Here is a 26397-nt window from a genome sequence, read left to right as displayed (position 1 = left end):
TCACTCGAGCCAGGCCACGCAGGAGCCGGTGGCAGCCTAGGCGTGCGCTTTGCCGCGCTGGCGCAGTCAGCATCGACGGGTACGGCCCCGAGCCGCACACCCTCTCGGCGTATGCGGGTTTGACGCACGGGTACTCTTCGACGGACTCCGCAGCAACCGCGGCAGAGGGCGCGGCAGGAGACGACATGAACCGGAACTCGACCCGTCGTTACGACCGCACCGTCGTCTTGGGCGTCGAGCGGGTGGAGGCCCCCGAGGTCGTCACGTCCGCCCAGCTCGACGAGCGACTCGGCGAGGTCTACCGCCGTACCCGCATGCGCCCCGGGCTCCTCGAGGGACTCGTCGGCATCCGTGAGCGGCGCTGGTGGGGCGAGGACCAGGACTTCACCGACGGCGCGGTCGAGGCCGGCCGGGCCGCCCTGGCCGCCAGCGGCATCGAGCCCGGGCAGGTCGACCTGCTGGTCAACACCTCGCTCAGCCGCCACTGGCTGGAGCCGTCCACCGCCGTCGTCATCCACGACGCCCTGGGCCTGTCGCCCGGGTGCCAGAACTTCGACGTCACCAACGCCTGCCTCGGCTTCATGAACGGCATGGAGATCGCCGCCGCGATGATCGAGGCCGGGCTCATCGACGTCGCGCTCGTGGTCGACAGCGAGGATTCCCGGCCGGTCCAGGAGTCGACGATCCGTCGCCTGTCCGAGGCCGGCGTCAGCTCGCGCGACCTGATGTCCGAGTTCGCCGCCCTCACGCTGGGGTCCGGCGCCGTGGCCATGGTGCTGGCCCGGGCCGACCAGCACCCCGAGGGACACCGGCTGGTGGCCGGCGTGAGCCGGGCCGCCACCGAGCACCACGAGCTCTGCGTGGGCGACAACGACGTCATGAGGACCGACCTCAAGGGGCTGCTCGCGGCCGGGCTCGACCTGTCCACCGGGCTGTGGGACGGCGCGGCCAGCGAGTTCGGCTGGGACGACGACATCACCCGCTTCTTCGTGCACCAGGTCTCCCAGGTGCACACCGACTCCATCTGCGAGCGGCTCAAGATTGACCCGGACCTCGTCCCGCGCAGCTTCCCCGCCTTCGGCAACATCGGGCCCGCGTCCGTGGCGTACACCCTCGCCGGCGACCAGCACTCGCTGACCCGCGGCGACCGCGTGCTGCTCATGGGGATCGGGTCGGGCCTCAACGCCAGCTGCCTCGAGGTTCGTTGGTGAGTCCGCGCGCGACGTCCGGCCGGGCCGCGGCGACGCTCCCGGATCCGGTGCTGGACCTGCCGGGCCTCGACCCGGCGTGGTCGAGGATGCTGTCGGCCCCGGACGCCGAGGGACGCATGCGCCGGTGGCACGTGCTCGACAACGGCGTGGAGCCCACCGAGGGCACCCTGCTGTGCGTGCACGGCAACCCGACGTGGTCCTACCTCTGGCGCCGGCTCCTCGCCGCCGCGCCGCCCGGCTGGCGCGTCGTCGCCCCCGACCACCTCGGCATGGGATTCTCCGAACGCCCCGACGCCGACCGCACGGTGGCGCAGCGCGTCGCCGACCTGGGTGGGCTCACCGACGCCCTGGGCGTCACCGGGCCCGTCGTCACGGTGGGCCACGACTGGGGCGGCATCCTCTCGCTGGGCTGGGCGCTGGCCCACCGCGACCAGCTGCGCGGGGTCGTCCTTGGCAACACCGCGGTGGCCCAGCCGCCCGGCGACCTCGGCCCGCCGCTGATCCGCCTGGCCCACCTGCCGGGCGTGCGCCCGCTCGGCTGCGTGGTGACCCCCACCTTCGTGCGCGCCACCTCGGCGCTGTCCCGGCCGCCGTTGCCCCGCAAGGTCCGCGACGCGCTCGCGGCGCCGTACGCCACCGCGGAACGCCGACGTGCCGTGGGCGCCTTCGTCGCCGACATCCCCTTCTCGGCCGGCCACCCGTCGTACGACGTCGTGGCCGAGCTCGCGGAGGGGGTGCGCACCCTCGACGTACCGGCCCTGCTGTTCTGGGGACCACGCGACCCCGTCTTCGGCGAGCGCTACCTGAGGGACCTGCGCGAGCGGCTGCCGCACGCCCGGGTGCACCGGTTCGAGGGTGCCTCGCACCTCGTGACGGAGGACGCGCCGGAGTACGCCGAGGTGGTGACCACCTGGGTGCAGGAGCTCGACCAGCCACCGGGTCCCCCGGGGCCGACCCCCACCGCCTCGGCGAGCCGTCCGCACGAGCCGCTGTGGGCCCCGCTCGAACGGCGCTCGGACGACACCAGCCCCGTCTTCTCGGCGCACGGCACCACGGTGAGCTGGGCCGCGCTCGCCCAGCGCGTCGACGAGCTGGCCGCCGGGTTCGCCTCGGCGGGCGTACGCCCCGGCGACCGGGTCGGCTTGTTGGTCGAGCCGTCCGCTGCCCTGACCTCGGTGGTCTACGCCGTGTGGAGGGCCGGGGGCGTGGTGGTGGTCGCCGACAAGGGACTCGGCTTCGCCGGGATGCGCCGCGCGCTGCGCGGGGCTGCCGTCGACCACGTCGTGGGCAGCCGGGCCGGCCTCGCCGCCGCCCGCGCGATGGGGCTGCCGGGATCGCGGATCGCGGCCCAGCCGGTGCCCGCGGCGGCCCGTCGGCTCCTCGGCGTCGACCACGACCTCGACGAGCTCGCGCGCCTCGGTCGGACCGCGGCGTCGCCGACGCCCCCCGACCCCGACGCGGACTGCGCCGTCGTCTTCACCTCCGGGGCCACCGGGCCGTCCAAGGGGGTCGTCTACCGCCACCGCCAGGTGCGCGCCCAGGTCGACCTCGTCCGGGCGACGTACGGCCTGCAGCCCGACGACACGTTCGTCGCCGCCTTCGCGCCGTTCTCCATCCTCGGACCCGCGTTGGGACTCGGATCGGCGGTGCCCGACATCGACGTCACCGCGCCGGACACTCTCACCGCCCCGCTCCTCGCCGACGCGGCGAGCACCGTCGACGCGCGCATCGTCTTCGCCTCCCCGGCAGCCCTGCGCCGCGTGGTCGCGACGCAGGACGACCTGACCGTCGCCCAGCGCGAGGCGTTGTCCGGCGTCCGACTGCTGATGTCGGCCGGGGCGCCCGTACCCGCCGCTCTCCTCGGCGCCGTGGCGGACGTGCTGCCGAACGCGAGCCTCCACACGCCGTACGGCATGACCGAGGTGCTCCCCGTCACCGACGTCTCTTTCGACGAGATCACGAAGGCCGGTGCGGGCGAGGGCGTCTGCGTCGGCCGGCCGCTGCCGGGCGTCGAGGTCGCCGTGGAGCCGCTCGGCCACCCCGACAGCGCCACCGCGCTGGTCGGCACGCCGGGCGTCACGGGCGAGATCTGCGTCCGCGCCGCGCACGTCAAGGACCGCTACGACTCGCTGTGGGGGACCGAGCGCACCGCCAGCCGCCACGCCGGCTGGCACGCCACCGGCGACGTCGGGCACCTCGACGACGAGGGCCGGCTGTGGGTGGAGGGCCGCGCGGTGCACGTCATCAGCACGGCCGACGCCCTGGTCACGCCGGTGGCCATCGAGCAGCGGCTGGAGTCGCTCGAGGAGGTGGCCGCCGCGGCCGTCGTCGGGGTCGGGCCCGAGGGCGCGCAGGTCGTGGTGGCCGTCGTCGTCCCTGCGGACGCCCCGGACCGCTCGCGCGCCGGTGGTCGGGGCGCGATGGACCTCGGGGTGGCCCCGCACGACCTCGCCGAGGCCGTGCGCGCAGCCGCCGGCACCCCGCTGGCGGCGGTGCTGCGCAGCGACCGGCTGCCTCTCGACATCCGCCACGCCTCCAAGGTCGACCGCCTCGAGGTGGCGCGGCAGGCCGGCCGTGCGCTGGCCGGTCGCGGAGGCGCGTGAGCGCATGAAGGTCCTGGTCACCGGCGCCTCCGGGCTCCTGGGACGCACCGCCGCCGGGCTGCTCCTCGAGCGCGGCGACGACGTCACGGTGATGCAGCGCCGCAGCGCGGGGATGGACTGCCGCGAGGTGCTCGGCGACGTCGCCGACCACGAGCCGGTCGCCCGCGCCGTCCGGGGCCAGGACGCCGTCCTCCACCTCGCGGCCAAGGTGGACGTCGTCGGGCCGCGCGAGGCGTACGAGCGCGCCAACGTGACCGGCACCGCCACCCTCGTCTCCGCGGCCCGGGCAGCCGGCGTGGGCCGGTTCGTGCAGGTGTCGTCGCCGTCGGTGGCGCACACCGGCCGGCCGATCGTCGGCGACGGGGCGCAGCCGGCCGACCCGGAGCACGCCCGCGGACACTACTCGCGCAGCAAGGCGGCCGCCGAGGTGCTCGCCCTGGCCGCCGACGGGCCCGACCTCGCGGTGCTGGCCGTGCGGCCGCACCTCGTCTGGGGCCCCGGCGACACCCAGCTGGTCGCCCGGCTCGTGTCCCGCGCGCGCAGCGGGCGCCTGCCGCTGATCGGCGGCGGCACCGCGCTGATCGACACCACGTACGTCGACGACGCCGCCGCCGCGCTCGTGGCCGCGGTCGACGCCTGCGGACCGGGCGCCCACGGCGAGGCGCTCGTCGTGAGCGGGGGAGAGCCCCGACCGGTCGCCGAGATCCTCGACCGGGTGTGCCGGGCAGCCGGCGTGCCTCCTCCGCGCCGGGACGTCCCGGTGCCCCTGGCCGTGGCTGCCGGCACGGTCGCCGACCGGGTCTGGGCGGTCACGGGGCGTACATCCGTCCCGCCGATCACCCGCTTCCTCGCCGAGCAGCTGACGACGGCGCACTGGTTCGACCAGCGCCGTACCCGCGAGCTGCTGCGGTGGGCCCCGACCGTCGGGCTCGAAGCGGGATTCGAGGCCCTATCGGCGTGGTACGCCGGGACTCCGGTCACCCGCGCCTAAGCCGGCCACCACTGCGAGCGTTGAGCGAATCGACGAGGTTGCGAGGACGACACCGGGCAGAGCGTTGCTTGTGGCGCTACCTCTCTAAGTCGAGTCGCGGGGGAGAGGAGGACTTGCGTCCGATCCTGGTGCGGGACGGACACCTCGTTCTTGACGGGAAGGCGGCGGCCGGGCCCACGCCGGCCTCCGTCTGCAGGCCGTAGATGTGTGACGCGCGTACCAGCCCGCGAGTTGCGGGTCGATCCGTTCTAGGTTCCGCTTGCGGGCGGCTCGATGCACGTCACCGCATGCGGTACATGTCGAGGTACGCCGCCACGCCGCGGCTCGGGCTGCTCATCGTTGTGCACATGCGGACTCGAGGGTCCTGGCACGGCGTCCATTCAGGTGGTCGGCACCGTGGATCCGCGCGTGAGCCGCATCAATGGACGCACCGGTTCGGCCCCCGAGCGTCCCAGCTCGACCTCGAAGCGGCTGCTGTCGCCACGGTGGAAGGCCACGAAGGTCTCCACGGGCCGATCCCGCTCGTCCACGCTGATGCTGCGGAGCACCAGTACTGGGGCACCCACCGGGATCCCGAGCTCCTCGGAGAGGTGCAGGTTGGCGGTGCTGGCTTCGACGGAGCGACGGCCTCGGGCGAGCCGGACCTGGTACTCGTCCTCGAGCAGCCGGTAGAGCGACTGCTCGGAGAGGTCCTCGTTGAGCAGGCCCGGCGCAAGATCGTAGGGGAGGTGGGTGATCGTGTAGACCCACGGCTTGTCGTCGACGAGTCGCAGGCGCTCGATCGCGATGACGGGGGTGCCAGGCGCCAGGTCCAGGTCGCGGCTGATCGGGTCGCTGGCCGGAACCAGGTCGAGCCGGTGGACGACGCTGCGCAGGTGACCGCCACGCGCCGCCACGTCCTCGTAGAGGCCGGTGAGCGACTGCACGAGTCCCTCTGCTGTCTTCGGCGAGGCGACGAAGGTGCCACGGCCCTTGATCCGCTCGATGAGCCCCTCGAGCTCCAGCTCGGAGAGCGCTTGGCGCACGACGGTTCGCGACAGGCCGTACGTCTCGCAGAGCTCCCGGTCTCCTGGCAGGCGGGACCCCGCCGGCAGGGCGCTGTGCCGGATCTCCGCTGCGAGGAGTTCCTTCAGTTGGTAGTAGAACGGCAACGGAGACGTGCGATCAATACCTGTTCCCATGTCATGAGAACCTAACAGGCTTTCGTGTCCAGCCCGGTTGTCCGCGCACGATCACAAGAGATCCACGGTGGCGCGCCCGTTGTACGCCTAGGGTGGCGATCGGATTGGCAAAGTTCCGCCAGTCCTGTTGACATCCTGTACGTACAACCTGTGTGATGGTCGACACGGGCAGTCGTCACGTTCGTCCTCGCCCACCCACCCATTCGTTCGACGCCGTGGAGGTAGCCGTGCTCGCGAATCTGACGCTTCGAGGTAGGACCGCCGTGATCACCGGTGGAGCTCAGGGGATCGGACTCGCTGTGACGCGCGAGCTGGCGTCCCTGGGGGCGCGGTGCGTGATCTGGGACGTTCGCGAGCAGGCCGGGGCCGAGGCGGTCGAGTCGCTGGCAGCCGGTGGGGTCGAAGCCGAGTTCATGCAGGTGGACGTCACTGACGTCGACGCGGTGTCCGCGGCCTTCGACGTCGTCCTGACCGGCTCAGGCTCCCTGGACGTGCTGGTCACCTCGGCGGGCGTGGCCCTGCACGGCTCGTCCCTCGAGGTCGCTCCCGACGACTGGCAACGGGTGCTCGACGTCAACACCAACGGCACGTTCTGGTGTGCGCGTGAGGCGGCCAAGCGGATGGCTCCGGGCAGTACCATCGTCGCGGTCGGCTCGATCAGCGGGGAGATCGCCAACACACCTCAGGCACAGACCGCCTACAACGCGTCCAAGGGTGCCGTTCACCTGATCGTCCGCTGCCTCGCCGTCGAGCTCGCCGGAGCAGGCGTGCGCGTGAACGCCGTCGCCCCCGGATTCGTGGACACCGATCTGCTCGGGGGCCTTCCCCCGGACTGGCGCGAGCGCTGGACCGCGATGACCCCGATGGGCCGCCTGGCCCGGGTCGAGGAGGTGGCCTCCGTGATCGGGTTCCTGGCCACCGACGCCGCGTCCTACATGACCGGCGCCGTCGTTCCCGTCGACGGCGGCTACCTCGCATGGTGACGAGCGCCACGGCGCCGGCCAGACCACACGTCGTGGTCGACGTCCGCGACCTGACCAAGTCCTTCGGTGGCGTCCCGGTTCTGCGCGGGGTCTCCCTGGGCCTGCGTCGCGGGGAGGTGACCGCCCTCGCTGGGGAGAATGGTGCCGGGAAGTCGACGCTGATCAAGATCATCGCCGGACAGCTCCGCGCCGACGGCGGCTACGTCGAGGTCGAAGGGGGCGCCCGCCCCACGTCGGTGCGCGCCGCGCACGCCGCCGGAGTGGCGATCGTGCCGCAGGAGCTGGCGCCGGTGCTGGACATGACCGTCTACGAGAACATCTTCCTCGGTCGCGAGCTCACGTCGCGTGTCGGCACGCTCGACCGGCGGTCGATGCGCTCGCGGGCCCGCGGACTGCTGGAGGAGTTCGGGGTCGACATCGACCCCGGCATCCCGATGCGACGTCTGAGCGTCGCGCTGCAGCAGATCGTCGAGATCGTCAAGAACTCCTCCTCCGGCAGCAAGGTGCTGTTGCTGGACGAGCCCACGTCGGCGATCTCCGAGCGTGAGGTCGAGCGGCTCTACGACGTCGTCGAACGCCTCAAGCAGAAAGGTGTCGCGATGGTCTACACGACGCACAAGATGGCCGAGATCCGGGCCCTCGCCGACCGGGTGGTGGTGCTGCGTGACGGGGTGCTGACCCGTGATGAGGCGCTCGACGACATCACCGACGACGGGATCGTCTCGGCGATGATCGGACGCGAGCTCGGCGAGCTCTTCCCCGAGCGCGGCACGCCCCAGGACGAGCCGGTGCTCCGCGTCACCGGACTGCGCCTGGACAAGGACGAGCCCCCCGTCGACCTCGAGGCCCGCCCTGGCGAGATCGTCGCGCTGGCCGGCCTCGTGGGTGCCGGGCGCACCGAGCTGCTCGAGGCTCTGATGGGTGTCCGACGGCCCGCGAGCGGCACCGTCACCGTGGCTGGTCACGACGTGCGCGGGTCCGGTCCCAAGGCCGCCATCGCCCGCGGCATGGCACTCGTGCCCGAGGACCGCAAGGTCGGCGGCGTCGTGCTGGGCATGAGCGTCGTCGAGAACGTCGTCCTTCCCCATCTTGCGACGTTCTCCACGCTGGGCTGGCTCCACCGGCGCAAGGCTCGGGGCGCCGCCCATGACGCGATGAGCACTGTCCGGCTCCGCTCAGCCAGCGACAACCCCGCCGTGCGCAACCTCTCGGGCGGCAACCAGCAGAAGGTCGTCCTGGGCAAGTGGCTCACCGGCGACGTCAAGGTCCTGCTGCTCGACGAGCCCACCCGAGGTGTCGACGTGGGCGCTCGCGGCGAGATATACCGCGCGATCACTGAGCTCGCCTCGCGGGGGATGGCGGTGCTGATGGCCTCCTCCGACATGACAGAGGTCCTCGGGCTGGCGCACCGGGTCCTCGTCGTGCGCGACGGGCAGATCGCCGGCGAGCTCAGCGGCGCCGCGCTGCGCCATCCCGATGTCCAGGACCACATCTTCCGCCTCGCCTCCGGCATGACTACGAGGAGCTTCGCATGAACACGGCCGTGATCGACGAGCAACCGGTGACCCCCGCGCCCGGGGAGGCCCGGGTGCCGCGCAGCGCACACCTGAAGGCGTTCCTGGTGCGCAACTCGATGGTGGTGATCGTGCTGCTCTCGGCGCTGTACTTCTACTCCGAGAACGCCCGCTTCGGGACCACGGCGAACCTGCAGACGATCCTCATCGCCGCGGCGCCGTTCGCGCTGATCGCGTTCGGCCAGACGCTCGTGATCCTCACCGGCGGCATCGACCTCTCGGTCGGCTCCACCATCGCGCTCAGTGCGATGTCGGCCTCCTGGATGATCATGGACAACGGCTCTTCGGCGGCCACGGCCGTCGCGGTCGCCCTGGTGGTCGGACTCGCTGTCGGATCGGTCAACGGGCTTCTGGTCGCGATGCTCAACGTGCCGCCGTTCGTCGCCACCTTGGCCACCCTGACGGCGGCCTCAGGTCTGGCGTACGCCGTCGGCGACGGTGCGCCCATCACGGGTCTGCCGTCGAGCTACGGCGACCTGGCCAACACCAAGTGGTTGGGCTTCCAGCTCCCGGTGTGGTTCGCGATCGCCGGCTTCGTGGTGCTCACGATCATCATCCGGCGCACGACGTACGGCACCCGCATCTATGCGGTCGGCGGCAACCGGGTGGCCGCGCAGATCGCGGGGATCAACGTGCGAAGCGTCCTCTTCAGCGTCTACGCCATCTCCGGCCTGCTGGCGGGGCTCTCCGGCGTGCTGCTGTCCTCGCGGGTCCAGAGCGGGGCACCGACGCTGGGATCGGGCTACGAGCTCGACGCCATCGCCGCGGTGGTGATTGGGGGAGCGAGCCTGATGGGCGGCCGCGGCACCATGTGGGGCACCGCGGTCGGCCTGCTGCTGATCCAGATGCTCAACAACGGCTTGGACATCCTCCTCGTCCCCTCCTACTGGCAGGACGTCATCGTCGGCGCGCTGATCGCGATGGCCGTGGCCATCGACGTCTTCGTCACGCGCAAGCTGCCCTGATTCCGCGGCGCCCTCGAGCGCCGCCCAGTCTGCTCACCCCTCTCACTCCTCCGAAGGTTCTCGAAAGGAATCGTCATGCCCAAAACCCAGCGACTAGCGGCCGCAATCGCCGCATCTGGTCTCCTCCTCGGCGCCGCAGCCTGCGGGGCGAGCGGCTCCGAGAGCTCCGACGGCGGGTACCGCGTGGGTGTCACCGTCTACGGCGAGGGCAACTTCATCAACCAGGGTCGTGAAGGGATGGAGGCGTACGCCGACGCCCGCGGCATCGACCTGCTCTGGAACTCCGCCGACGGCGACGTGAACACCCAGGCCAACCAGGTCGAGCAGATGATCACCGCGGGTGTCGACGCGATCATCATCGTGCCGGTCCAGTACGACTCGCTCTCCCCGCAGCTCGCGCAGGCGCAGGCAGCCGACATCCCGGTAGTCGCGGTCAACACCACGATCAAGGAGACCGACCTGCTGGCCTCCTCCGTCGTGCCCGACGACGAGGCTGCCGGGGCCGGCAACGCCCGCATGCTCGCCGAGCACCTCGGGGGCAAGGGAGATGTCGTGATCCTGCAGTGCGTGCTGGGCAGCTCCTACGAGCTGGCGCGCACCGCCGGCATGGAGAAGGTCTTCGCGGAGTACCCCGACATCGAGGTGATCGCCAAGGGTGAGGCCGCGAACAACGGCCGTCCCGAAGGCGCCGCCCGGATGAAGAACTGGCTGACCGCCTTCGACCAGATCGACGGCGTCGCCTCCTGCGGCGACGACCCGGGGCTCGGGGCGCTCCAGGCCATGACCGAGGCCGGCGAGTCGATCCCGATCACCGGCGTCGACGGCGTGGCTGACGGTCTCCAGGCCGTCAAGGACGGCGACTTCGTCGGCACGATGCTCCAGCACGGGCGCGTCGAGCTCGCCACCGGCCTCGCGGTGACCCTGCGCCTGCTCGAGGGCGAGGACGTGATGCCTGAGTACCCGTACACGATGCGCGAGGTGACGAAGGAGAACGTCGACGCCTACATGAAGCACGTGATGACCGAGTCCGACGCCTTCGTCGAGACGCTGCCCGACCTCGTGGACGACAACCTCGACGCCTGCACGTCGGTCGAGGAGTGCGACCTGTCCAACGAGAACCTTCCCGGCGAGTGACCTCCCGGGGGCCCGGGAGACACACCGGGCCCCCGGTCAGCCAGCACCCACCGACCCACCGAGAAAGAGAAGGACATGGCCGCTCCCACCCGACGACGCGTGGTCGTCACCGCCCCCGGCGCCATAGACGTCGTCGACGCGCCGCGCGCGCCGCGCAGCAGCGGCGAGGCATCGGTCAGTCTCCTCGTGGCCGGCGTCTGCGGCTCCGACACGGCCGGCGTGCGTGGCACCCATGCCTTCTTCGCCCCGCCCTACCACCCGGGCCACGAGGTGGTGGGGGTCGTCGACGAGATCGACCCCGACAACGGCGTTCTCCGCCCCGGCGATCGGGTGGTGGTGGAGCCGACACTGCCCTGCGGCGACTGCAAGACCTGCCGTGGCGGGCGGGAGAACGTGTGCGAGCGACTCGACTTCTTCGGCTGCGGCTTCACGGAGGGCGGCATGGCCGACCAGTTCGTGGTGCCCGTCGACCGCCTGCACCGCGTGCCCGCGTCGGTGTCAGACCTGGACGCAGCGCTGATCGAGCCGCTGGCCACTGCCTGCCACGCCGTACGACTGGCCGGCCCACTGGCCGGGCGCAGCGTAGTGGTCGTCGGAGCTGGCACCATCGGGCTACTGACGCTCGCCGTGGCGCGTAGCCACGGCCCGCGACAGGTCGTCGTGGTCGACCCGCTTGCTCCCAAGCGGAGCCTCGCGGTGCGTCTCGGCGCCGACGCGGTGCTGGACGCCGACGGCGACGTGGCCACGGCCGCCCGCGACGCGCTCGGAGAGAGCGCGGACGTGGTCTTCGACTGCGTCGCCGGGGCGGCCACCGTCGCGGCATCGATCACGATGGCGCTCAAGGGCGGCACGGTCGTCGTCGTCGGCGGTGCCCGGAGGCCGGTCGAGGTTGACCTGCCGCGACTGCAGGAGTACGAGGTCCGGCTGCAGGGGGCGATCACTTACACGCGCGCCGACTTCGAAGCCGCGATTGCGCACGTCGCCGCCGGGCTCGTCTCCGCAGAGGACCTCGTCACCGGCCGCTTTCCCCTGCATGAGGCGGCACGCGCCTTCGCTGCGGTCGGTGCCGCGGATCAGGTCAAGGTCCTCGTCGTCGGGGACCGGGCGCCGGCGATGACCGAGCACCGGAGCGTCTCGTGAGCGCCCGTACGACCGTGCTGGTCACCAGCCGGTCGTTCTCGTCGGGCGACTGGGACGGCCGGGCAGCCCTCGAGCAGGCTGGCGTCCGGATCCTCACCGGGAGCCCCGACCACGACCTCGCCCGGCTCGGCCCCGAGCTTGCTGAGGTCGAGGCGTGGATCGCCGGCACCGGGCCGGTCACCGCGGCCCACCTGGACGCGGCGCCCCTACTGCGTCTCGTGGCTCGCTACGGCGTGGGCGTCGACGCTGTCGATCTGGAAGCGGCCCGCACGCACGGGGTCGCAGTCACCAACACCCCGGGTGCCAACAGCGCGGCTGTCGCCGACCACGCGCTCGGGCTCCTGCTCGCCGCCCTGCGGAGCGTGGCGCAGGGCGACCGGCGGGTCCGCAGCGGCGACTGGCGGGTCGACCGCACCCGAGAGATCTCCTCCCTGTGCGTCGGCATCGTCGGCGCCGGGCGGATCGGGCGCGGGTTCGCCGAGCGGCTGATGCGGCTGGGAGCCACCGTCCTGGCGCACGACCCGTGGGTGGATCCCGTGTCTCTGCGTGCCGCCGGGATGGAGCCCGCGGCATTGTGGGAGCTTGCCGAACGCTGCGACGCGGTCTCGCTGCACGCTCCAGGAGACGACGTCGTCGTGGACGCTGCCTGGTTGGCAGCCGTCCGGCGCCGTCCGATCGTGGTCAACACCGCCCGTGCGCGCCTCGTCGACGAGGCAGCCATGGCCGCTGCACTGACCGAGGGACGGGTGCGAGCCTTCGCAGCCGACACCCTCGCCACCGAGTCCGGGGGCAGCGCGTCGCCGCTGCTGGACCCGTCCCTGACCGACCGCACCGTCTTCACCCCCCACGCCGCAGCCCAGACCGTCGAGGCCGTCGACGCGATGACGCGCGGAGTCGTCGACGCGGTTCTCGCCTGGGTGCAGGACGTCGAACTCCCTCATGTGGTCGTCGCGCCACCGAACAAGACAGGCCTTCCCTGATGAACTCATCCACCACCGTCAACAGAATGCGCGACGCCGGTGTCGTCGCCGTGCTGCGCGCCCCTTCCGCGGGCGTGGCCGTCTCTGCCGTCGACGCGCTCGTCGCGGGCGGGGTGACCGGCATCGAGATCACCTTCAGCACACCCGACGCGCCGGCCGCCATCCGGGAGGTCGCGCGCCGTTACGGCGACGCCGTCGTGCTCGGCGCGGGCACGGTCCGCAGCGAGGTCCAGGCGCAGGAAGCCGCGGAGGCCGGGGCACAGTTCCTCGTCTGTCCCGGCACGGACGAGAGCCTGGCTTCCGCGATGATCGCGACCGGGGCCGCCGTCTGCCTCGGCGCGCTCACCCCCAGCGAGGTGATGACCGCCGCGCGGCTGGGAGCCCACGTCGTCAAGGTCTTTCCCGCCTCCGTGGGCGGGCCATCCTACCTCAAGGCGCTACGCGCTCCGTTCCCCGACGTGGCGATGATGCCGACCGGTGGCGTCAATGCGGGCAACGTCGCCCAGTGGCTCGACGCGGGCGCGGTCGCCGTCGGCGCCGGAGGCGAGCTGTGTCCTCTGGATGCCATGGTGGCCGGGCGGTGGGACGAGATCGAGGCGCAGGCACGGCGCTTCGCGGCAGCGTACGACGCGGCTCGGGCGGCAGCGTGAGCGCCCGGGACGACGGTTCCTACATGGGTTTCGTCGGCGTCACGACCGGCTCATCCTCGATCATGGAGGTCTTCCCTCGGTGGGCGGTCGCCCTGGGGCTGCCGACCACGCGGCTGGTCGGGCACGACGTGCTCCCCGGCTCTCCGGGTGCCGTCTACCACGATCTCGTCTCGGGCATCGCGAAGGACCCCCAGCACCACGGCGCGCTTGTCACCACGCACAAGATCGCCGTGTACGACCACTGTCGTGACCTGTTCGACGAGCTCGATGCGCTGGCGACGACCTTCGGGGAGGTGTCCTCGATCGCCAAGCGCGACGGGCGCTTGGTCGGAGCGGCGAAGGACCCCGTCACCGTGCGGCTGGCGCTCGAGGAGTTCCTGGCACCGGACCACTTCGCTACCGGCGGCGCAGCGCTGGTGCTCGGCTCGGGCGGTGCCGGATGTGCGCTGACGTACACGCTCGGCACGCGTCAGGACCTGCCGGAGCAGATCATCTGCACGGCGATCGACGAGAAGAGCCTGCGACACCACCGCGCGCTGCATGAGCGCGGAGGCCTGGACACCGCGCGGATCCGCTACGTGCTCACGCGAGGACCGGACGAGGTGGACGCGCTGCTCAGGGCGCTGCCGGAGCGCAGCCTGGTGGTGAATGCCACCGGCATGGGCAAGGACCTGCCGGGCTCGCCGCTGGGTCCGGACGCACTCTTCCCCCGCCGGGGTGTGGTCTGGGAGTTCAACTACCGCGGCTCCCTCGAGCTGCTGCACCAGGCGGAGGCCCAGCGTGACGTGCGGGATCTGGAGGTCATCGACGGATGGCGCTACTTCATCCATGGCTGGACTCAGGTGATCGCTGACGTCTTCCAGGTGCCGATGACCCCGGAGGTGCTCGACAACCTGTCGGCACTCGCCGGCCGAGGCCGATGATGCTGGTCCGCACAGTGCTGGGAGACCTCGACGCCGATGCCCTGGGTCGCGTCGACTACCACGAGCACCTGTTCCAGGTCTCGCCGCTGCTTCCGGGCGACGAGCTCGATGACGAGAGTGCCAGCGGGCGGGAGGCGCTCGCCCTACGGGACTCTGGCTTCTCGGCCATGGTCGACGCGACCCCCACCGGTCTGGGCCGGCAGCCCGCGGCTCTGGCACGCATCAGCGCCTCGACCGGCCTCACGGTGATCGCCACCACGGGCGCCCACCGCGAGGCGCACTACCCGGCTGGACACTGGCTGACCAGCCTCGGCGTCGATCGGCTCGCCGCGCTGTTCGTGCGTGACATCACCTCCGGGATGCCCCGTCTCGACGGACCAGGCGCGCCGGACGGCGCGTCCGGTCCCGACGGCCGCTCGGTGCGAGCAGGGATGCTCAAGGCGGGCATCGGCTACTGGAGCATCACGCAGTTCGAGCACCGGGTGCTGCATGCGGTCGGGCTCGCGCACGCCCGCACGAACGCCCCCGTGATGGTGCACCTCGAGCACGGAAGCGCGCCCTTCGAGGTTCTCGACGTGCTGGCCGGTCACGGGGTGGCCCCCGACGCTGTCGTGCTGGCCCACGTGGATCGCAACCCCGACCCTGGGCTGCATCGCGAGCTCGCCGCGGCGGGGGCATACCTCGGCTACGACGGGTTCGCCCGCACCCGAACCTGGCCGGACTCCACCCTGATAGGCCTGATCGGCGAGGTGGCCGACCTCGGGGGAGCCGACCGCATCCTCCTCGGAGGCGATGTCGCGCGTCGCAGCCGCTACACCGCATACGGAGGCATGCCGGGTCTGGCCTATCTCGGCGCGCGCGTCGTACCCCGTCTCGTCGCGGAGGGCCGCGGCGACCTCGTCACCACCGCCCTCGTGCACAACCCCGCGCGCCTCCTGGCGCGCCACCTCGACAGCAACCAGAGCAGGAGCAATTCGTGACCACACCCCCCGGCGCCCCGGTGCCCCCCGTCAAGCTGACCGCCGACCCCGTGGCCGGCAGGCTGTCCGGCTCCAACGGTCGCTACGAGAAGCACCTCGCCGACCTCAATGGGATCTACCGCGACGCAGCCGCGTACGACCGCCTCCTGGCAGCAGACGACGGCGCACCCGTCTACTGGGTCGAGGCCAGCGAGACCGAGGACGGACCAGGCGGGCTGATCACCGGCATCAGCGTCCTGGAGCCGGGCAGGGTCGGCGACGAGTTCTTCATGACCCGCGGCCACCTGCACGCCCGTGCCGACCGATCCGAGGTCTACACCTGCCTCGCCGGGCAGGGAGTCATGCTGCTCGAGACCGTGGACGGACGGAGCGAGGCGATCGAGATGTCGGTGGGCGACACGGTCTACGTCCCGGGACACTGGGTGCACCGCAGCGTCAATGTGGGCAGCACGCGGTTCGTCACGATGTTCATCTACCCTGCCGACGCGGGACAGGACTACGGCCTGATCCACGACGCCGGCGGCATGAAGAACCTCGTCGTGAGCTCCGGCGATGGCTGGACCACCCGCGCCAACACCGACCATGAGGGATACCGTGCCTGAGCCCACCACTGTCGACATCCGCCAGCTGCCGCAGCACGTCGACATCAGCTGTGTGCAGGCCTTCCACACCCGCGCCGATCTCGCCGCGCTCGCCGAGGTCGCCACGGAGCGCGGCTTCGTCAGCGCGCACGTGCTTCCGCACTGGGTGCCGGTGATGCGCGAGCTGTTGGCCGGGTCCACCACGCTGGTGGGCGCCCCAGTCGGGTTCCCAGCTGGCGGCAATGCCACCGCGACGAAGGTGTTCGAGGCCCGCTCGCTGCTCGACGCCGGGGTGCAGGAGCTCGATGTGGTCGTCAACGTCGGGCGGCTGCGCTCGGGGGAGGTCGACTTCGTCCGTGACGAGCTGGCGCAGATCGTGGCGCTGGTGGCTGGGCGACTCCCGTTGCGCGCCATCTTGGAGGTCGGTCACCTCGACGACGACCAGATCCGGCTGGGCTGTCGCGCTGCCGTCGAGGCGGGAGTCCCGTGGGTCAAGTCCGGCACCGGGTGGTCCGGGGTGCCCACCTCGGTGCACCACGTGGAGGTGATGGCGCAGGCCGTTGCCGGTGCCGCCGAGCTGAAGGCCGCGGGGGGCGTGCGTGACCTCGCGACGGTGCGGGCGATGGTCGCTCTCGGGGTGACCCGCTTCGGCATGAACGCCGCTGTGGCCGCCGAGCTCGCAGCGGAGGCTGCCCAGGACCCCTCCGTTGCTGGGGAGGCCTCGCGTGCCTGAGCAGCCGGGCACGCTCGTCCTCGCGCTCGACCTGGGCACCGGCGGCTGCAAGTCGTCGCTGTGGAACACCGCAGGTGCGTGCGTGGCCCAGGCGGTGGTCGACTATGCCACCACCCACCCCAGGCCCGGCTGGAACGAGCAGCGGCCTCAGGACTGGTGGGACGCCGTCGTCACCTCGGTCCGGACCCTGCTGGCCGAGCTCCCGACGGCGCGGGGCGCCGTTGCGGCGGTGTCGGTGTCCGGACACAGCCTGGGCGCGGTGCTGCTCGACGCCAGTCGCGAGGTGGTGGGAGACACGACGCCCATCTGGTCGGACACCCGCGCGCACGTCGAGGCTGCCGAGTTCTTCACGCGGGTGGACCCGCAGAAGTGGTACGAGACGACCGGCAACGGGTTCGCGCCGGAGATGTACCCGGCTTTCAAGGCCATGTGGTTCCAGCGCCACGAGCCCGAGCGCTGGGCGGCCACCCGGTGGTTGCTCGGGTCCAAGGACTGGATCAACCTCCGCTTGACGGGCCAGCTGGCCACCGACCACTCCTACGCCTCCGGCAGTGGCGTCTACAACCTGCACGCCCGCACCTACGACGAGGAGCTGATGGTCAGCGCTGGACTGGACTTTCGGCTGCTCCCGCCGGTGCGCGAGGCCACGGACCGGGTCGGAGTCCTGACCGGCGAGGCCGGTGACGCGTTGGGCCTCCCTCCGGGCGTTCCCGTCGTCGCTGGGGGCGTGGACAACGCCTGTATGGCGCTCGGGTCGCGGGGCACGCGCACTGGACGGGTCTACGCGTCACTCGGCTCGTCCAGCTGGATCACGTCGACGGGGGAGAAGCCGGTGCTCGACGCCGCGAGCAGGCCCTTCGTCTTCGCTCACGTGGTCCCGGGGCTCTTCATCAGCGCCCTCTCGACGTTCAGCACTGGGACGACCATCACCTGGCTGCGCGATGTGCTCGCCCCAGACTCCGATGTCAGCGACCTCCTCACTGAGGGCTGCCTCGCACCGCCCGGCGCCGACGGACTGCTCTTCTTGCCGATGCTCAGCGGCGGCACGCCGCTGGAGGGGGGTGGCTCGGTGCGGGGCGGACTGACCGGCCTGGACCTGATGCACACCCGAGCGCACGTGGTGCGCGCCGCGATGGAGGGCGTGGCCCTCTCGCTGCGACGCGGCCTGGATCTCCTAGCCGAGCACGTTGATCCTCCGGAGGAGGTGCTGCTGTCGGGAGGGGGTTCGCGGCATCCGGGCTGGAACCAGATGTACGCCGACATCTTCGACGTGCCGGTCGTGCGCACCACCGTGAACCAGCAGGCCGCTGCCTTGGGCGCGGCAACCCTCGCGCTGGTGGGCGTCGGCGCGTGGGACGGCTTCGCCGCCGCCGAGGAAGCCCACCGGGTCGAGGAACGGCACGAGCCGCACCCCGGCCGGGCGGAGCTCTACAACGGCGTCGCGGTTCGGTTCGAGGAGGCGGTGCGGCGCAACGCCTCGGCCGCTCGGAGCTGACCGGCGGTACGCCGATGAGGCCCCTGACAGGTCCACATCCTTAAGCTGCGCGACACGTCGGCGGTGACCTTCGTGCCGCAGTCGACGTCGCCGGAGCCGTCGCCGACGCACCACTCGCAACCGTTGTTGTGGACGCGCCTGACGACACGTCCAGCGTGGCTGGGGCCGGCAAGACCACCACGATGAGAGCGCTCCGCGCGGCCTGGATCCAGGAGAAGGGGCGGGGGAGCGTGGTGGGGCTGGCCCCGCCCGCCGCGGCGGCCCAGGCGCTGGCCGACGACCTCGGTGTCGCATGCGAGAACACCTCGAAGAGGCTCCACGAGTACGACCGCGGCCGCACCGAGCTGCGGCGCGGTCAGCTGGTGATCGTCGACGAGGCGACTCTGGCCGACACGGTGACGCTCGATCGGCTCACGGGGATCGCCGCAGGCGCGGGCGCCAAGATCCTGCTCGTCGGCGACCCCCACCAACTCCAGTCCGTCGACGCCGGCGGAGCCTTCGCGCTCCTCGTCGGCCGGCGTGCGGACGCACCGGCGCTGAATGAGATCCACCGGTTCGCCAACGAATGGGAGAAGGAGGCCTCGCTCGCGCTGAGCCGCGGTGACGTCCAGGTCATCTCGACGTACGGCCGCCACAAGCGGATCCGCGAGGGTCTCACCGACGAGATGGTTGACGCCGCGTACGTCGCCTGGCGCGCTGATTGCGGGGCTGGACGCGCGAGCATCCTCGTGACGGAGTCGGCGCGGGACGTCCGCGCGCTCAACGAACGCGCCCGGGCCGAGCGGCTGCTCCTGGATGGTGCGGTCGACCACCGCGAGGTCGACCTGCTCGACGGCTGTCGAGCCTCGGTGGGCGACGTTGTGATCACGCGCCAGAACGACCGCCGGATCCGGACGATGCGCGGCGGGTGGGTGAAGAACGGCGACCGCTGGCTAGTCACCGACATTCGGCGTGACGGTTCAGTCCTGGTCAAGCGCCTCGACGCCCGCGGTGGGCGAACGGTCCTGCCGCCGGAGTACGTCGCCGAGCACGTCTACCTCGGCTACGCGGTCACCGCGCATCGCGCGCAGGGCGTCACCGTCGATACGGCGCACATCGTCGTGACCGCATCCACGACCCGAGAGAATCTCTACGTCTCGATGACCCGCGGCCGCGAGTCGAACATCGCGTACGTCGCCCTCGACCAGCCCGACGACAGCCACTCCACGCCGGAGACGGATGACGTGACGGCCAGGACAGTTCTGTACGGCGTCCTCCAGCACAGCGGCGCCGACCTATCAGCGACGCAGACCATCGAGGGTGAGTGCGAACTGCACGGCGGCATCGACCGGCTCGCGGCCGAACTCGAGACGATCGCCGCCGACGCTCAGCACGACCGCTTCGTCGACCTCCTCAGCCGCTCCGGGCTGACTACCGAGCAGCACGCCGCGGTCGTCGAGTCGACGGCCTTCGGCCCGCTCACGGCGGCACTACGACGCGCCGAGGCGTACCACCACGATCTCGAACGTCTTCTGCCGCGGGTCATCGGGCGGCACGGTCTCGACGACGCCGACGACATCGCCGCTGTTCTCCGCTACCAGGTCGACAAACTCGCAGCGACCCCGCCGCGTGGTTGCCGTCTCCGTCCGCGACTCATCGCCGGCCTGATCCCCGAGCCGCTCGGCCCGATGTCTGCCGAGGACCGGCAGGCGATCGACCAACGGAAGGAACTGATCGAGTCGCGGGCACGCGCACTTGCCGAAGAAGCGGTCGCGAGCCGCAGGCCCTGGGTCCGGCGACTCGAACCGCGTTCAGTCGGCGCGGGCTTTGACGATGCCTGGCTCGACGCGGCGACGACGGTCGCGGTGTACCGCGATCGTTACAAGATCGCGTCCAACCTGCTCGTCGGGGCGGCGCCGACAACGACGCCCAGCGTGCAGATCGTCAGCGCGTGCTCGCAGCCGTACGCACGGTCCTAGCAGCGGACGCGTTCGAACCCCATGCGGTTGCATCGGCTGTGCACCTCGTCGCCATTTCGCCGCCATAGACGGCCGTGAGCACTGCTCTTCCACCGTTCACCCCGTGGCCGTTGGCGATCGGCAACTGCACGGCGTATCGAGGGGGACCGACCCACCGGAGGCGCTCGTGCTCATTCTGCTCGCCTTGCCAGTCGTCGTCGCCGTTGGGGCGGCGCACCGCTACCTTCAGTTCTACGCACCATCGAATCTGCTCGTGCGTCGAGTGCGCGCTCATGAGCCACGCTGGCGGACGATCGTTGCGCTGGCCGGCGCCGTTGGGCTCGTCGTCTTGACGATGCACGCTGTTGCCGTCGCTGTCGCCGAGGGCGCCCCGGGGTGGTTGAACCTTGCTGTTCTCGTCCTTGCGTGGGACTCAATCAAGCTCGTGGTCCTGGTGGCCATCACCTCGGGCAGGTGCGCGATCCGCAGCATGAGCCGCGGGAGGTCGGGGCTGCCGAGGACCTACTAGCTGTCATGCCTGGGCATCACAGCTAGATCCTGAGCACTGATCCCTCAGGTCCGGAGCGCGCGGGCAGGCATCGACCACGGGTCATGGAGTCAAAGTCCACCAAGTGTCGGCCCAGATCGTTAACCTACTGGCATGGGTCGGGGGACAACTTGTGATGCCTGGGATGCCCGCACTAGAGGAGTCTCGCAGGGGTCGAACGAATGAGTGGCGGGCCAATGATGCCTGCTTCCCACTTCGTCGGCAGATGGCTGCGCGCCACGTCTCGACCGGAGTTGGGGCTGGGCTACTGCAAGGGTGTGAGTGACGGCCAGTTGGTCCTGGCCTTCGTCGATGTTCCTGAGGTTGCTGAGCACGAGATCCGCGTTGCGCGTGATCACGTCATCGACAAGCCAATCCCGGTCGGCACCCGTGTGTGGGTGCGCGGTAAGCCGTACGGCTGGCATGCCGGCGTCATCGACGCGGCCGCATCGGCCGGCCGCTATCACGTCTCGTTGGTCGGCCACGCCCAGAGCCTGCTCCTCTACCAAGACCAGTTCACTATTCGTTGGGCGCAGCCGCTGCACAATCCCGCGGAAGCGATCGCCCACGGCCTCGCGGAGACGCCGCAGTTCTACGACGCCCGATCGGCTTTGCTGTCCGAGTTGGTGCAGCAGCGGCGCGTTGCGCGCGGTCTCACGGCCGCGATCTCAGCTCCGATTCACCTCTTCCAGCATCAGGTCGACACGGCCGCGAGGATCCTCGCCGATCCGGTCATGCGCTACTTGCTGGCGGACGAGGTGGGACTCGGCAAGACAATCGAAGCCGGAATCGTCATTCGCCAATTGCTCATTGACGACCCGCATGCGCGCGTCCTAGTTCTCTGCCCAGACACGCTGCAGGGCCAATGGATCTCGGAATTGAGGGATCGCCTTGGGCTGGGGGAGGCGCTCCACGGGCCGCAACTTACCGTCGTGCCGCACGGCTCCATCCAGGCCGTCGCGATCCGTAGTCGGGGCGGCCTAACCGACTACGACCTAGTAGTGCTAGACGAGGCCCACCACATCTTCAGGCACGTCGCCGTGGGCTCAACGCTGGAGAAGGAGTTGCAGCAGGTCGACGGGCTTCTGGCGTTGTCCGCCACGCCGATGCGTGGCGACGCCGAAACCTTCAGGCGACTGCTGGCATTGGTCGACCCGGTGGCATTTGCTGGCACCTCCACCAATTCGTTCCGCGCAAGGCTCGACGAACGCGAGCGCAGCGCGGGAGACGTTCAGGTGCTGGCCACACGCAGGGCGAGTCTTCGCCAGAAAACGATGGTGCTTGGCAGCGTCGAGACCGACTTTCCGGACGATGAAAACGTTCAGAGGCTGACTGCTGCCTGCCGCGCCTCGGACGACCCGCAAGCTCCGGTGTGGGGTGAGTTGGCGGACTACGTCCGCGAGATCTACCGGATTAGCCGGCGCATGATCCGGCACCGCCGCACCAGCGAACTTACCGATGCCTACGCTGTCGCCGGCCGGGTGCCAACCTTTGTCGAGGTCGACGACCCAGCCCGCCAGGTTGTCGACGAGTTCTTGGAGACCTACCGCCTACGCCTGAGTGATTCGGGCGCTGGCGCTATGTTCGCGATGGCAGTGCTCCATGGGTTGGCAGGCCCCAGCGCGCTGCGCGACTACTTGCGCCGCCCCCAATCGCCCGATGACAGAGCGCTCTTTGAAATGACCGCGGCCCGCCTCGAGATGGCCGGGTTGGGGCAACGCACCCGCGTCGCCGTTGACATCGCTTGGGAGCGAGTCAATGCCGGTCAACGAGTCATCGTGGCCTCGAGTTTTCCGCACTTGCTCGACCAGTTCGATGAGGTGTTCACGAACGACTACGACGCCGAGATCCACCACCATTATCGATCCATGTCTCCCGAGGAGCGCGACGAGGCCGTCACTGACTTCCTTGGCGACTACGGCGGCGGCTTGCTGCTTGCCGACACCACAATGGAGGAAGGACGGAACCTTCAGGAAGCCGAAGTCCTCATCAATCTCGATCTGCCGCTCGACGTCAACCGCCTCGATCAGCGCATCGGACGGCTCGACCGGTACGCCGTGCGCCCCGAACCCGCCGAGATCGTCGTACTGACCGAACCTTCAAGTGAGTGGGTTTCAGCTCACATCGACCTTCTGAGTAGTGGAGTGGGTGTACTCGACAGTTCGGTCTCGACGGTGCAACGACTCCTGTCGCGCGTCCTGGGCGATGTGCTCGAGAACCTGCTCAAGTTGGGCAGCGATGCGCTCCGGGTTGACGTTGCCGACCTGCGCGATGAACTGGAGGATGAGCGGGACAACATCGACCTGCTCGAGGAGTTGGAGTCGGTCGAGGCAGCGACGGTCTTCGCAGACGAACCCTTCGGGGACCTCCTCGACTACGAGCGTGACCTCCACGGTCTGCGGTCGGCCCTCCGACGACTAACGAGCGGGACGGGTTCGCTAGCGCTTCGTCCGACGGAGTCATCCGGCGGAGTGCTCCGCTTCGGCGGTGGGCGTTCAATTGGCTTGTCGAATTACGAGTCCGCTGAGCTAGAAAGGCTGCTGAAGCCGAAGGCGTTGGACCGCGATGCCGCTCTCGAGCATTCGGGCGTCTCACCGTTTCGAATCGGCGACCCCCTCGTTGATTGGCTCCAAGACTACCTAGTGTCCGACGAGCGCGGCCGCGCGTCTGCCATCGTCCGGCCGGTGCCAGGTCTCGCCGCCCCGGCCCTTTGGCTTCACTGCGAGTTTCTCGTCGAATTCGACGCGGGCGACTTCGCACCGGTTGACGCCGCCGCGCGCCGAAGGCTCACCCGCCGCGGGGAGTCTCACCTTCAGCCACTGCGCATCCAGGTATGGAGTGACGCCTCCGGTTTGGCGCCGCAATCGCTTCAGGACTCAGTGTTGGATCTTCCGTACGACGCTCGGCGCGACGAGGTACTGCGAGGGAAGATCTGGGCACCAGTGCTTGAAGAACTGCCGACGTGGACCCAACTGTGTCGCGAGAGTGCGGGTGTCGCCTGGGGGGAGGTCCGCGGATCCGACCGCCTCGCGACGGCCGTGCAAAAGGCTCTCGAATCTGCTGAGCAGGAGACGGGACGCCGCATGGCCATTCTTGAGGCGCGAGCGTTGCGGCTTCCAAGTGGGGCTGAGCGTAAGGCTGCATATGAGGAACTCAGCATTGAGCGTACGGCGGCCGGGGCCCTTGCTTGCGGCATTGAGAACCCGTCAATCCGCATGGTCGCCAGTGGGGCGTGCGTCCTCTGGCCGGAGGACAACTTCTGATGGGCGAAGAACAGAGGTTGATCGAGTACCTGCGGACCGGCGAGGAGGTGCCTGCGGTTAGCGACGATCTTCATTCGCGGATCGTCAACTGCCTCAGTGACCCAGGCGCGACGGAACTCGATTGCGCCGTGCTTTTGCGTCAACTCCTGCGCCGGTGGTCACTGCGGGACTCACGCGAGGTGCCGATCGAACTGTGCGACGAGTTCACGGGCACACTGACGACGACCGCGGAACTCGTTGGGATTCGTCGTCGCCCGGATGGCATGTGGGCAGCGACTCCTTGGACACCTGACTGGCTCGAGCCAGACGGCGGCACGCCGGACGCAGCAGCCCTGGCCGGCACCGCAGAGGGCGATCGCTTCCACACCGAACCTCTGCAGGCCGATCCGTTCTTCAAGGCGAGCACCGACTTTGACACCTACCGCACCCCAGGGCAGCGCGCGGCGTGCCGAGCAGTAGTGTCCGCGCCGCAGGGGTCGACGGTGATCGCGATGCTGCCGACGGGGTCAGGAAAGACAGAGATCGCGCTGTGTTTGTCGGACAGGGCCAAGACAGGTCTCACCGTTATCGTTGTTCCGACGGTTGCGCTCGCCTACGACTTCGAACGTCGGTTTCGGGATCACTTTGCGCGCCGCAACAGACGCGTGAAGCCCGAGTCGCTGCACTTCGCGTGGACTGCGAGCACAGACGAGATGACTCGGCAGGCCATCAAGACCAGGATCGCTAACGGGCAGCAACCTCTTCTGGTGACCTCACCCGAATCGATGACCCGCGCTCTTCGACAGACCCTGCAGGACGCCGCCGCGATCGGACGCCTGCAAGGGTTTGTTATTGACGAAGCCCACCTTGTTACCCAATGGGGACGGTTCTTCCGGCCGGAGTTCAGAACGCTCGCCGACCTTCGACGCGACCTCATGAATCTCGCCGAGCGGCGAGGTCACCAGAGAGTCGTGACCCTGCTTCTCAGCGCGACGCTCGGAAACGCCGAGATGACCGACCTCATCAATCTATTCGGCGGCACCGAGGCGTGTAGTCCCGTGGTGGCGAATGCGTTGCGCGGCGAGCCTGACATCTGGATTTCGCATGCGGCGGGTCCTGACGAGCGTGTCGACCGGGTGCTCGACACCCTCGCCCACTGCGCACGCCCAGCGGTCCTCTATGTGACCAAGCCCGACGCAGCCGAGCAATGGGCAAATCGACTCCGTGACGAGGGATACGGGCGAGTGGCCGTCGTGACCGGGCGAAGTTCGGCCGCGGAGCGGGCCCAGATTCTGCAGGGCATTCGTGCCAACCCCGGGACGGCAGGTGGTATCGACCTTGTTGTCGCCACGTCAGCTTTCGGCCTTGGCATCGACTACCCGCACATTCGCGCAGTCGTGCATGCTTGCCTGCCGGAGACGGTCGATCGTTGGTACCAGGAGTTGGGTCGAGGCGGCCGCGATGGATTCGCGTGTGCGGCCTACCTGTTGGCTGCTCCTGGGGATGACGCCGAGGCAGACAGCCTCGGCGTCAAGGTTCTGTCTCCTGAGACCGCCAGGAAGCGTTGGGAGGATCTCTGGAATCATCGAAAGGATCTCAACGGGCGTACATTCCTTGACCTCGAAGGCGCCCGTGGCTCTGTGGGCAGGGGCGATTTCAACCGCCGCTGGAACGCTCAGGTTGTTCAGGGGCTAATCGAGTTGGGCGAACTGAAACGTGAACAGTTTGATGTCGAGGACATCCGCGAGCTGGTCAACAAGGAAGACGTCGAGATATCCGACTGGACGGCCGTAAGTCGCATTGCGGCGCGGCTCGGCACGCCAGCGTTCTGGGACGACGTTTGGCGTCCGTGGCAACTGGACGAGATGTCTCACTCGGCCGATTCTTTGGCTCGCATCCGCGACGTGTCGCGCCTGAAGTTGGGTGCATGCCGTGGGATCTCGGAGGCCTACGCGCCCAGCGAGGAACTCGTACGCCAATGGGGAAGTCGGTTGGAGTTCATGCAACCTATTGGCGACTGCGGACGATGCCCGGCGTGCCGTTACCTAGGTCTCCCAGTGTTCGACGACCCGGCACCCGCGCCGGTGCAGGCCTGGGCCGTGGAAACGCCAGACCTTAGTGAACTGGAGAGGTTCGCCGCTTCCTGCCGCGGACAGAACGGATGCGCGGTGCTCACCTATGAGGACGAGGATGACGCCGTCGTTGCGAGCTTGGCCGCAGGCCTGATGCAACTTGGCGTTGGCCACGTTGCCGGGCTGTCGTCGTCCGCCGGGAGGCGATCATCCGCCGAGGTGTTCACAGACGCGTTGCCACTGTCGCCAGTAGACCTGTCCCCAATCTCGAGCTTCTCTTACTTCGCGCCTGGGCAACACGTATCGCGTCGATGGCTCGCTCGACGGGAGGCCGTGCGCAAGGACCAGTGCGGCAGAGTTCTTGTTGACATACTGCTCATGCCCGAGGCGCAGAAGATAGGCGGCCGTTCGGTAGGGAAGGACATTCCTTCCCTCCCCGCTGCGACGGCGCTCGAACTACTGCCCAGGAGTTGAG

General features: G+C 69.9%; 19 protein-coding genes. 18 read left to right on the top strand and 1 reads right to left on the bottom strand.

The genetic code is table 11. The features are described 5' to 3' along the window. Positions 1–185: 185 nt before the first annotated feature. The 3 genes from J3P41_RS16580 to J3P41_RS16570 are packed head-to-tail and all read left to right on the top strand — an operon-like array spanning position 186 to position 4805. Entirely contained in the window at positions 186–1211 is a 1026-nt protein-coding gene (locus tag J3P41_RS16580; protein WP_210651592.1) for a 3-oxoacyl-ACP synthase III, read from the top strand. Further along, positions 1208–3814, top strand: coding sequence for an alpha/beta fold hydrolase (locus J3P41_RS16575; protein WP_307862042.1), 2607 nt, complete (start codon positions 1208–1210; stop codon positions 3812–3814). Before J3P41_RS16580 ends, J3P41_RS16575 begins: the two co-directional genes overlap by 4 nt. Before the next feature lie 4 nt (positions 3815–3818). Beyond that, positions 3819–4805 (top strand): NAD(P)-dependent oxidoreductase, encoded by a 987-nt coding sequence (locus J3P41_RS16570; protein ID WP_210651587.1) that lies wholly within the window; start codon positions 3819–3821, stop codon positions 4803–4805. Positions 4806–5185: 380 nt separating this feature from the next. Here the strand turns inward: J3P41_RS16570 and J3P41_RS16565 are convergent, their stop codons facing one another. After that, positions 5186–5986 carry a GntR family transcriptional regulator gene (locus tag J3P41_RS16565; RefSeq protein WP_210651585.1) on the bottom strand — a complete coding sequence of 267 codons (801 nt, stop codon included), beginning with the start codon at positions 5984–5986 and terminating at the stop codon, positions 5186–5188. Positions 5987–6141: 155 nt separating this feature from the next. Here J3P41_RS16565 and J3P41_RS16560 point away from each other — a divergent pair, with 155 nt between their 5' ends. The 15 genes from J3P41_RS16560 to dpdF all read left to right on the top strand — a co-directional run bounded on the left by J3P41_RS16560 (position 6142) and on the right by dpdF (position 26396). After that, positions 6142–6969: an SDR family NAD(P)-dependent oxidoreductase gene (locus tag J3P41_RS16560; RefSeq protein WP_246862353.1), complete on the top strand. Its 828-nt coding sequence runs from the start codon at positions 6142–6144 to the stop codon at positions 6967–6969. Next, positions 6963–8504: a sugar ABC transporter ATP-binding protein gene (locus tag J3P41_RS16555; protein WP_210651580.1), complete on the top strand. Its 1542-nt coding sequence runs from the start codon at positions 6963–6965 to the stop codon at positions 8502–8504. Before J3P41_RS16560 ends, J3P41_RS16555 begins: the two co-directional genes overlap by 7 nt. Further along, positions 8501–9508 carry an ABC transporter permease gene (locus J3P41_RS16550; RefSeq protein ID WP_210651578.1) on the top strand — a complete coding sequence of 336 codons (1008 nt, stop codon included), beginning with the start codon at positions 8501–8503 and terminating at the stop codon, positions 9506–9508. Before J3P41_RS16555 ends, J3P41_RS16550 begins: the two co-directional genes overlap by 4 nt. Before the next feature lie 183 nt (positions 9509–9691). Continuing rightward, complete coding sequence (locus tag J3P41_RS16545; protein WP_307862041.1) at positions 9692–10642, top strand: substrate-binding domain-containing protein; 951 nt, start codon at positions 9692–9694, stop codon at positions 10640–10642. Between the two features lie 75 nt (positions 10643–10717). Further along, positions 10718–11782 (top strand): zinc-binding dehydrogenase, encoded by a 1065-nt coding sequence (locus tag J3P41_RS16540; protein ID WP_210651564.1) that lies wholly within the window; start codon positions 10718–10720, stop codon positions 11780–11782. Further along, positions 11779–12762, top strand: a complete 984-nt coding sequence (locus tag J3P41_RS16535; RefSeq protein ID WP_210651562.1) for an NAD(P)-dependent oxidoreductase — start codon at positions 11779–11781, stop codon at positions 12760–12762. Before J3P41_RS16540 ends, J3P41_RS16535 begins: the two co-directional genes overlap by 4 nt. Before the next feature lie 26 nt (positions 12763–12788). Further along, a complete protein-coding gene (locus J3P41_RS16530; RefSeq protein WP_246862352.1) occupies positions 12789–13412 on the top strand; it encodes a bifunctional 4-hydroxy-2-oxoglutarate aldolase/2-dehydro-3-deoxy-phosphogluconate aldolase in 624 nt (207 codons plus the stop codon). A gap of 23 nt (positions 13413–13435) precedes the next feature. After that, complete coding sequence (locus J3P41_RS16525) at positions 13436–14335, top strand: shikimate dehydrogenase (RefSeq protein ID WP_210651555.1); 900 nt, start codon at positions 13436–13438, stop codon at positions 14333–14335. Further along, the gene (locus J3P41_RS16520; protein WP_210651554.1) at positions 14335–15315 is read left to right on the top strand and encodes a phosphotriesterase; all 981 of its coding nucleotides are present in this window, start codon (positions 14335–14337) and stop codon (positions 15313–15315) included. Before J3P41_RS16525 ends, J3P41_RS16520 begins: the two co-directional genes overlap by 1 nt. After that, on the top strand, positions 15312–15917 hold the full coding sequence (locus J3P41_RS16515; RefSeq protein ID WP_210651553.1) for a glucose-6-phosphate isomerase family protein: 606 nt from the start codon (positions 15312–15314) through the stop codon (positions 15915–15917). The genes J3P41_RS16520 and J3P41_RS16515 overlap by 4 nt, the downstream gene beginning before the upstream one ends. Continuing rightward, positions 15910–16629 carry a deoxyribose-phosphate aldolase gene (gene deoC / locus J3P41_RS16510; RefSeq protein ID WP_210651552.1) on the top strand — a complete coding sequence of 240 codons (720 nt, stop codon included), beginning with the start codon at positions 15910–15912 and terminating at the stop codon, positions 16627–16629. The genes J3P41_RS16515 and deoC overlap by 8 nt, the downstream gene beginning before the upstream one ends. Beyond that, entirely contained in the window at positions 16622–18124 is a 1503-nt protein-coding gene (locus J3P41_RS16505) for an FGGY-family carbohydrate kinase (protein ID WP_210651551.1), read from the top strand. The genes deoC and J3P41_RS16505 overlap by 8 nt, the downstream gene beginning before the upstream one ends. A gap of 182 nt (positions 18125–18306) precedes the next feature. Beyond that, the gene (locus J3P41_RS16500; protein ID WP_210651550.1) at positions 18307–20082 is read left to right on the top strand and encodes an AAA family ATPase; all 1776 of its coding nucleotides are present in this window, start codon (positions 18307–18309) and stop codon (positions 20080–20082) included. A 708-nt stretch (positions 20083–20790) separates the two neighbouring features. Next, positions 20791–23871: a protein DpdE gene (gene dpdE, locus J3P41_RS16495; protein ID WP_307862039.1), complete on the top strand. Its 3081-nt coding sequence runs from the start codon at positions 20791–20793 to the stop codon at positions 23869–23871. Then, positions 23871–26396 (top strand): protein DpdF, encoded by a 2526-nt coding sequence (gene dpdF, locus J3P41_RS16490; protein ID WP_210651548.1) that lies wholly within the window; start codon positions 23871–23873, stop codon positions 26394–26396. The genes dpdE and dpdF overlap by 1 nt, the downstream gene beginning before the upstream one ends. The last annotated feature ends 1 nt before the right edge of the window (position 26397 follow it).

The sequence above is a fragment of the Nocardioides sp. SYSU D00065 genome (assembly GCF_017916425.1).
GTDB lineage: Bacteria > Actinomycetota > Actinomycetes > Propionibacteriales > Nocardioidaceae > Nocardioides.
Note: the sequence above shows the minus strand (reverse complement) of the source record. Positions and strands in the feature narration are given on the sequence as shown.

Bases quoted from the DNA above. Each gene is read 5' to 3' on its own strand.
- J3P41_RS16520 (WP_210651554.1), top strand. From the start codon at position 14,335: ATGCTGGTCCGCACAGTGCTGGGAGACCTCGACGCCGATGCCCTGGGT.
- J3P41_RS16580 (WP_210651592.1), top strand. From the start codon at position 186: ATGAACCGGAACTCGACCCGTCGTTACGACCGCACCGTCGTCTTGGGC.
- J3P41_RS16540 (WP_210651564.1), top strand. From the start codon at position 10,718: ATGGCCGCTCCCACCCGACGACGCGTGGTCGTCACCGCCCCCGGCGCC.
- J3P41_RS16560 (WP_246862353.1), top strand. From the start codon at position 6,142: ATGGTCGACACGGGCAGTCGTCACGTTCGTCCTCGCCCACCCACCCAT.
- J3P41_RS16555 (WP_210651580.1), top strand. From the start codon at position 6,963: ATGGTGACGAGCGCCACGGCGCCGGCCAGACCACACGTCGTGGTCGAC.
- J3P41_RS16500 (WP_210651550.1), top strand. From the start codon at position 18,307: ATGAGAGCGCTCCGCGCGGCCTGGATCCAGGAGAAGGGGCGGGGGAGC.
- J3P41_RS16525 (WP_210651555.1), top strand. From the start codon at position 13,436: ATGGGTTTCGTCGGCGTCACGACCGGCTCATCCTCGATCATGGAGGTC.
- J3P41_RS16570 (WP_210651587.1), top strand. From the start codon at position 3,819: ATGAAGGTCCTGGTCACCGGCGCCTCCGGGCTCCTGGGACGCACCGCC.
- J3P41_RS16550 (WP_210651578.1), top strand. From the start codon at position 8,501: ATGAACACGGCCGTGATCGACGAGCAACCGGTGACCCCCGCGCCCGGG.
- dpdE (WP_307862039.1), top strand. From the start codon at position 20,791: ATGAGTGGCGGGCCAATGATGCCTGCTTCCCACTTCGTCGGCAGATGG.
- dpdF (WP_210651548.1), top strand. From the start codon at position 23,871: ATGGGCGAAGAACAGAGGTTGATCGAGTACCTGCGGACCGGCGAGGAG.
- J3P41_RS16565 (WP_210651585.1), bottom strand. From the start codon at position 5,986: ATGGGAACAGGTATTGATCGCACGTCTCCGTTGCCGTTCTACTACCAA.
- J3P41_RS16530 (WP_246862352.1), top strand. From the start codon at position 12,789: ATGCGCGACGCCGGTGTCGTCGCCGTGCTGCGCGCCCCTTCCGCGGGC.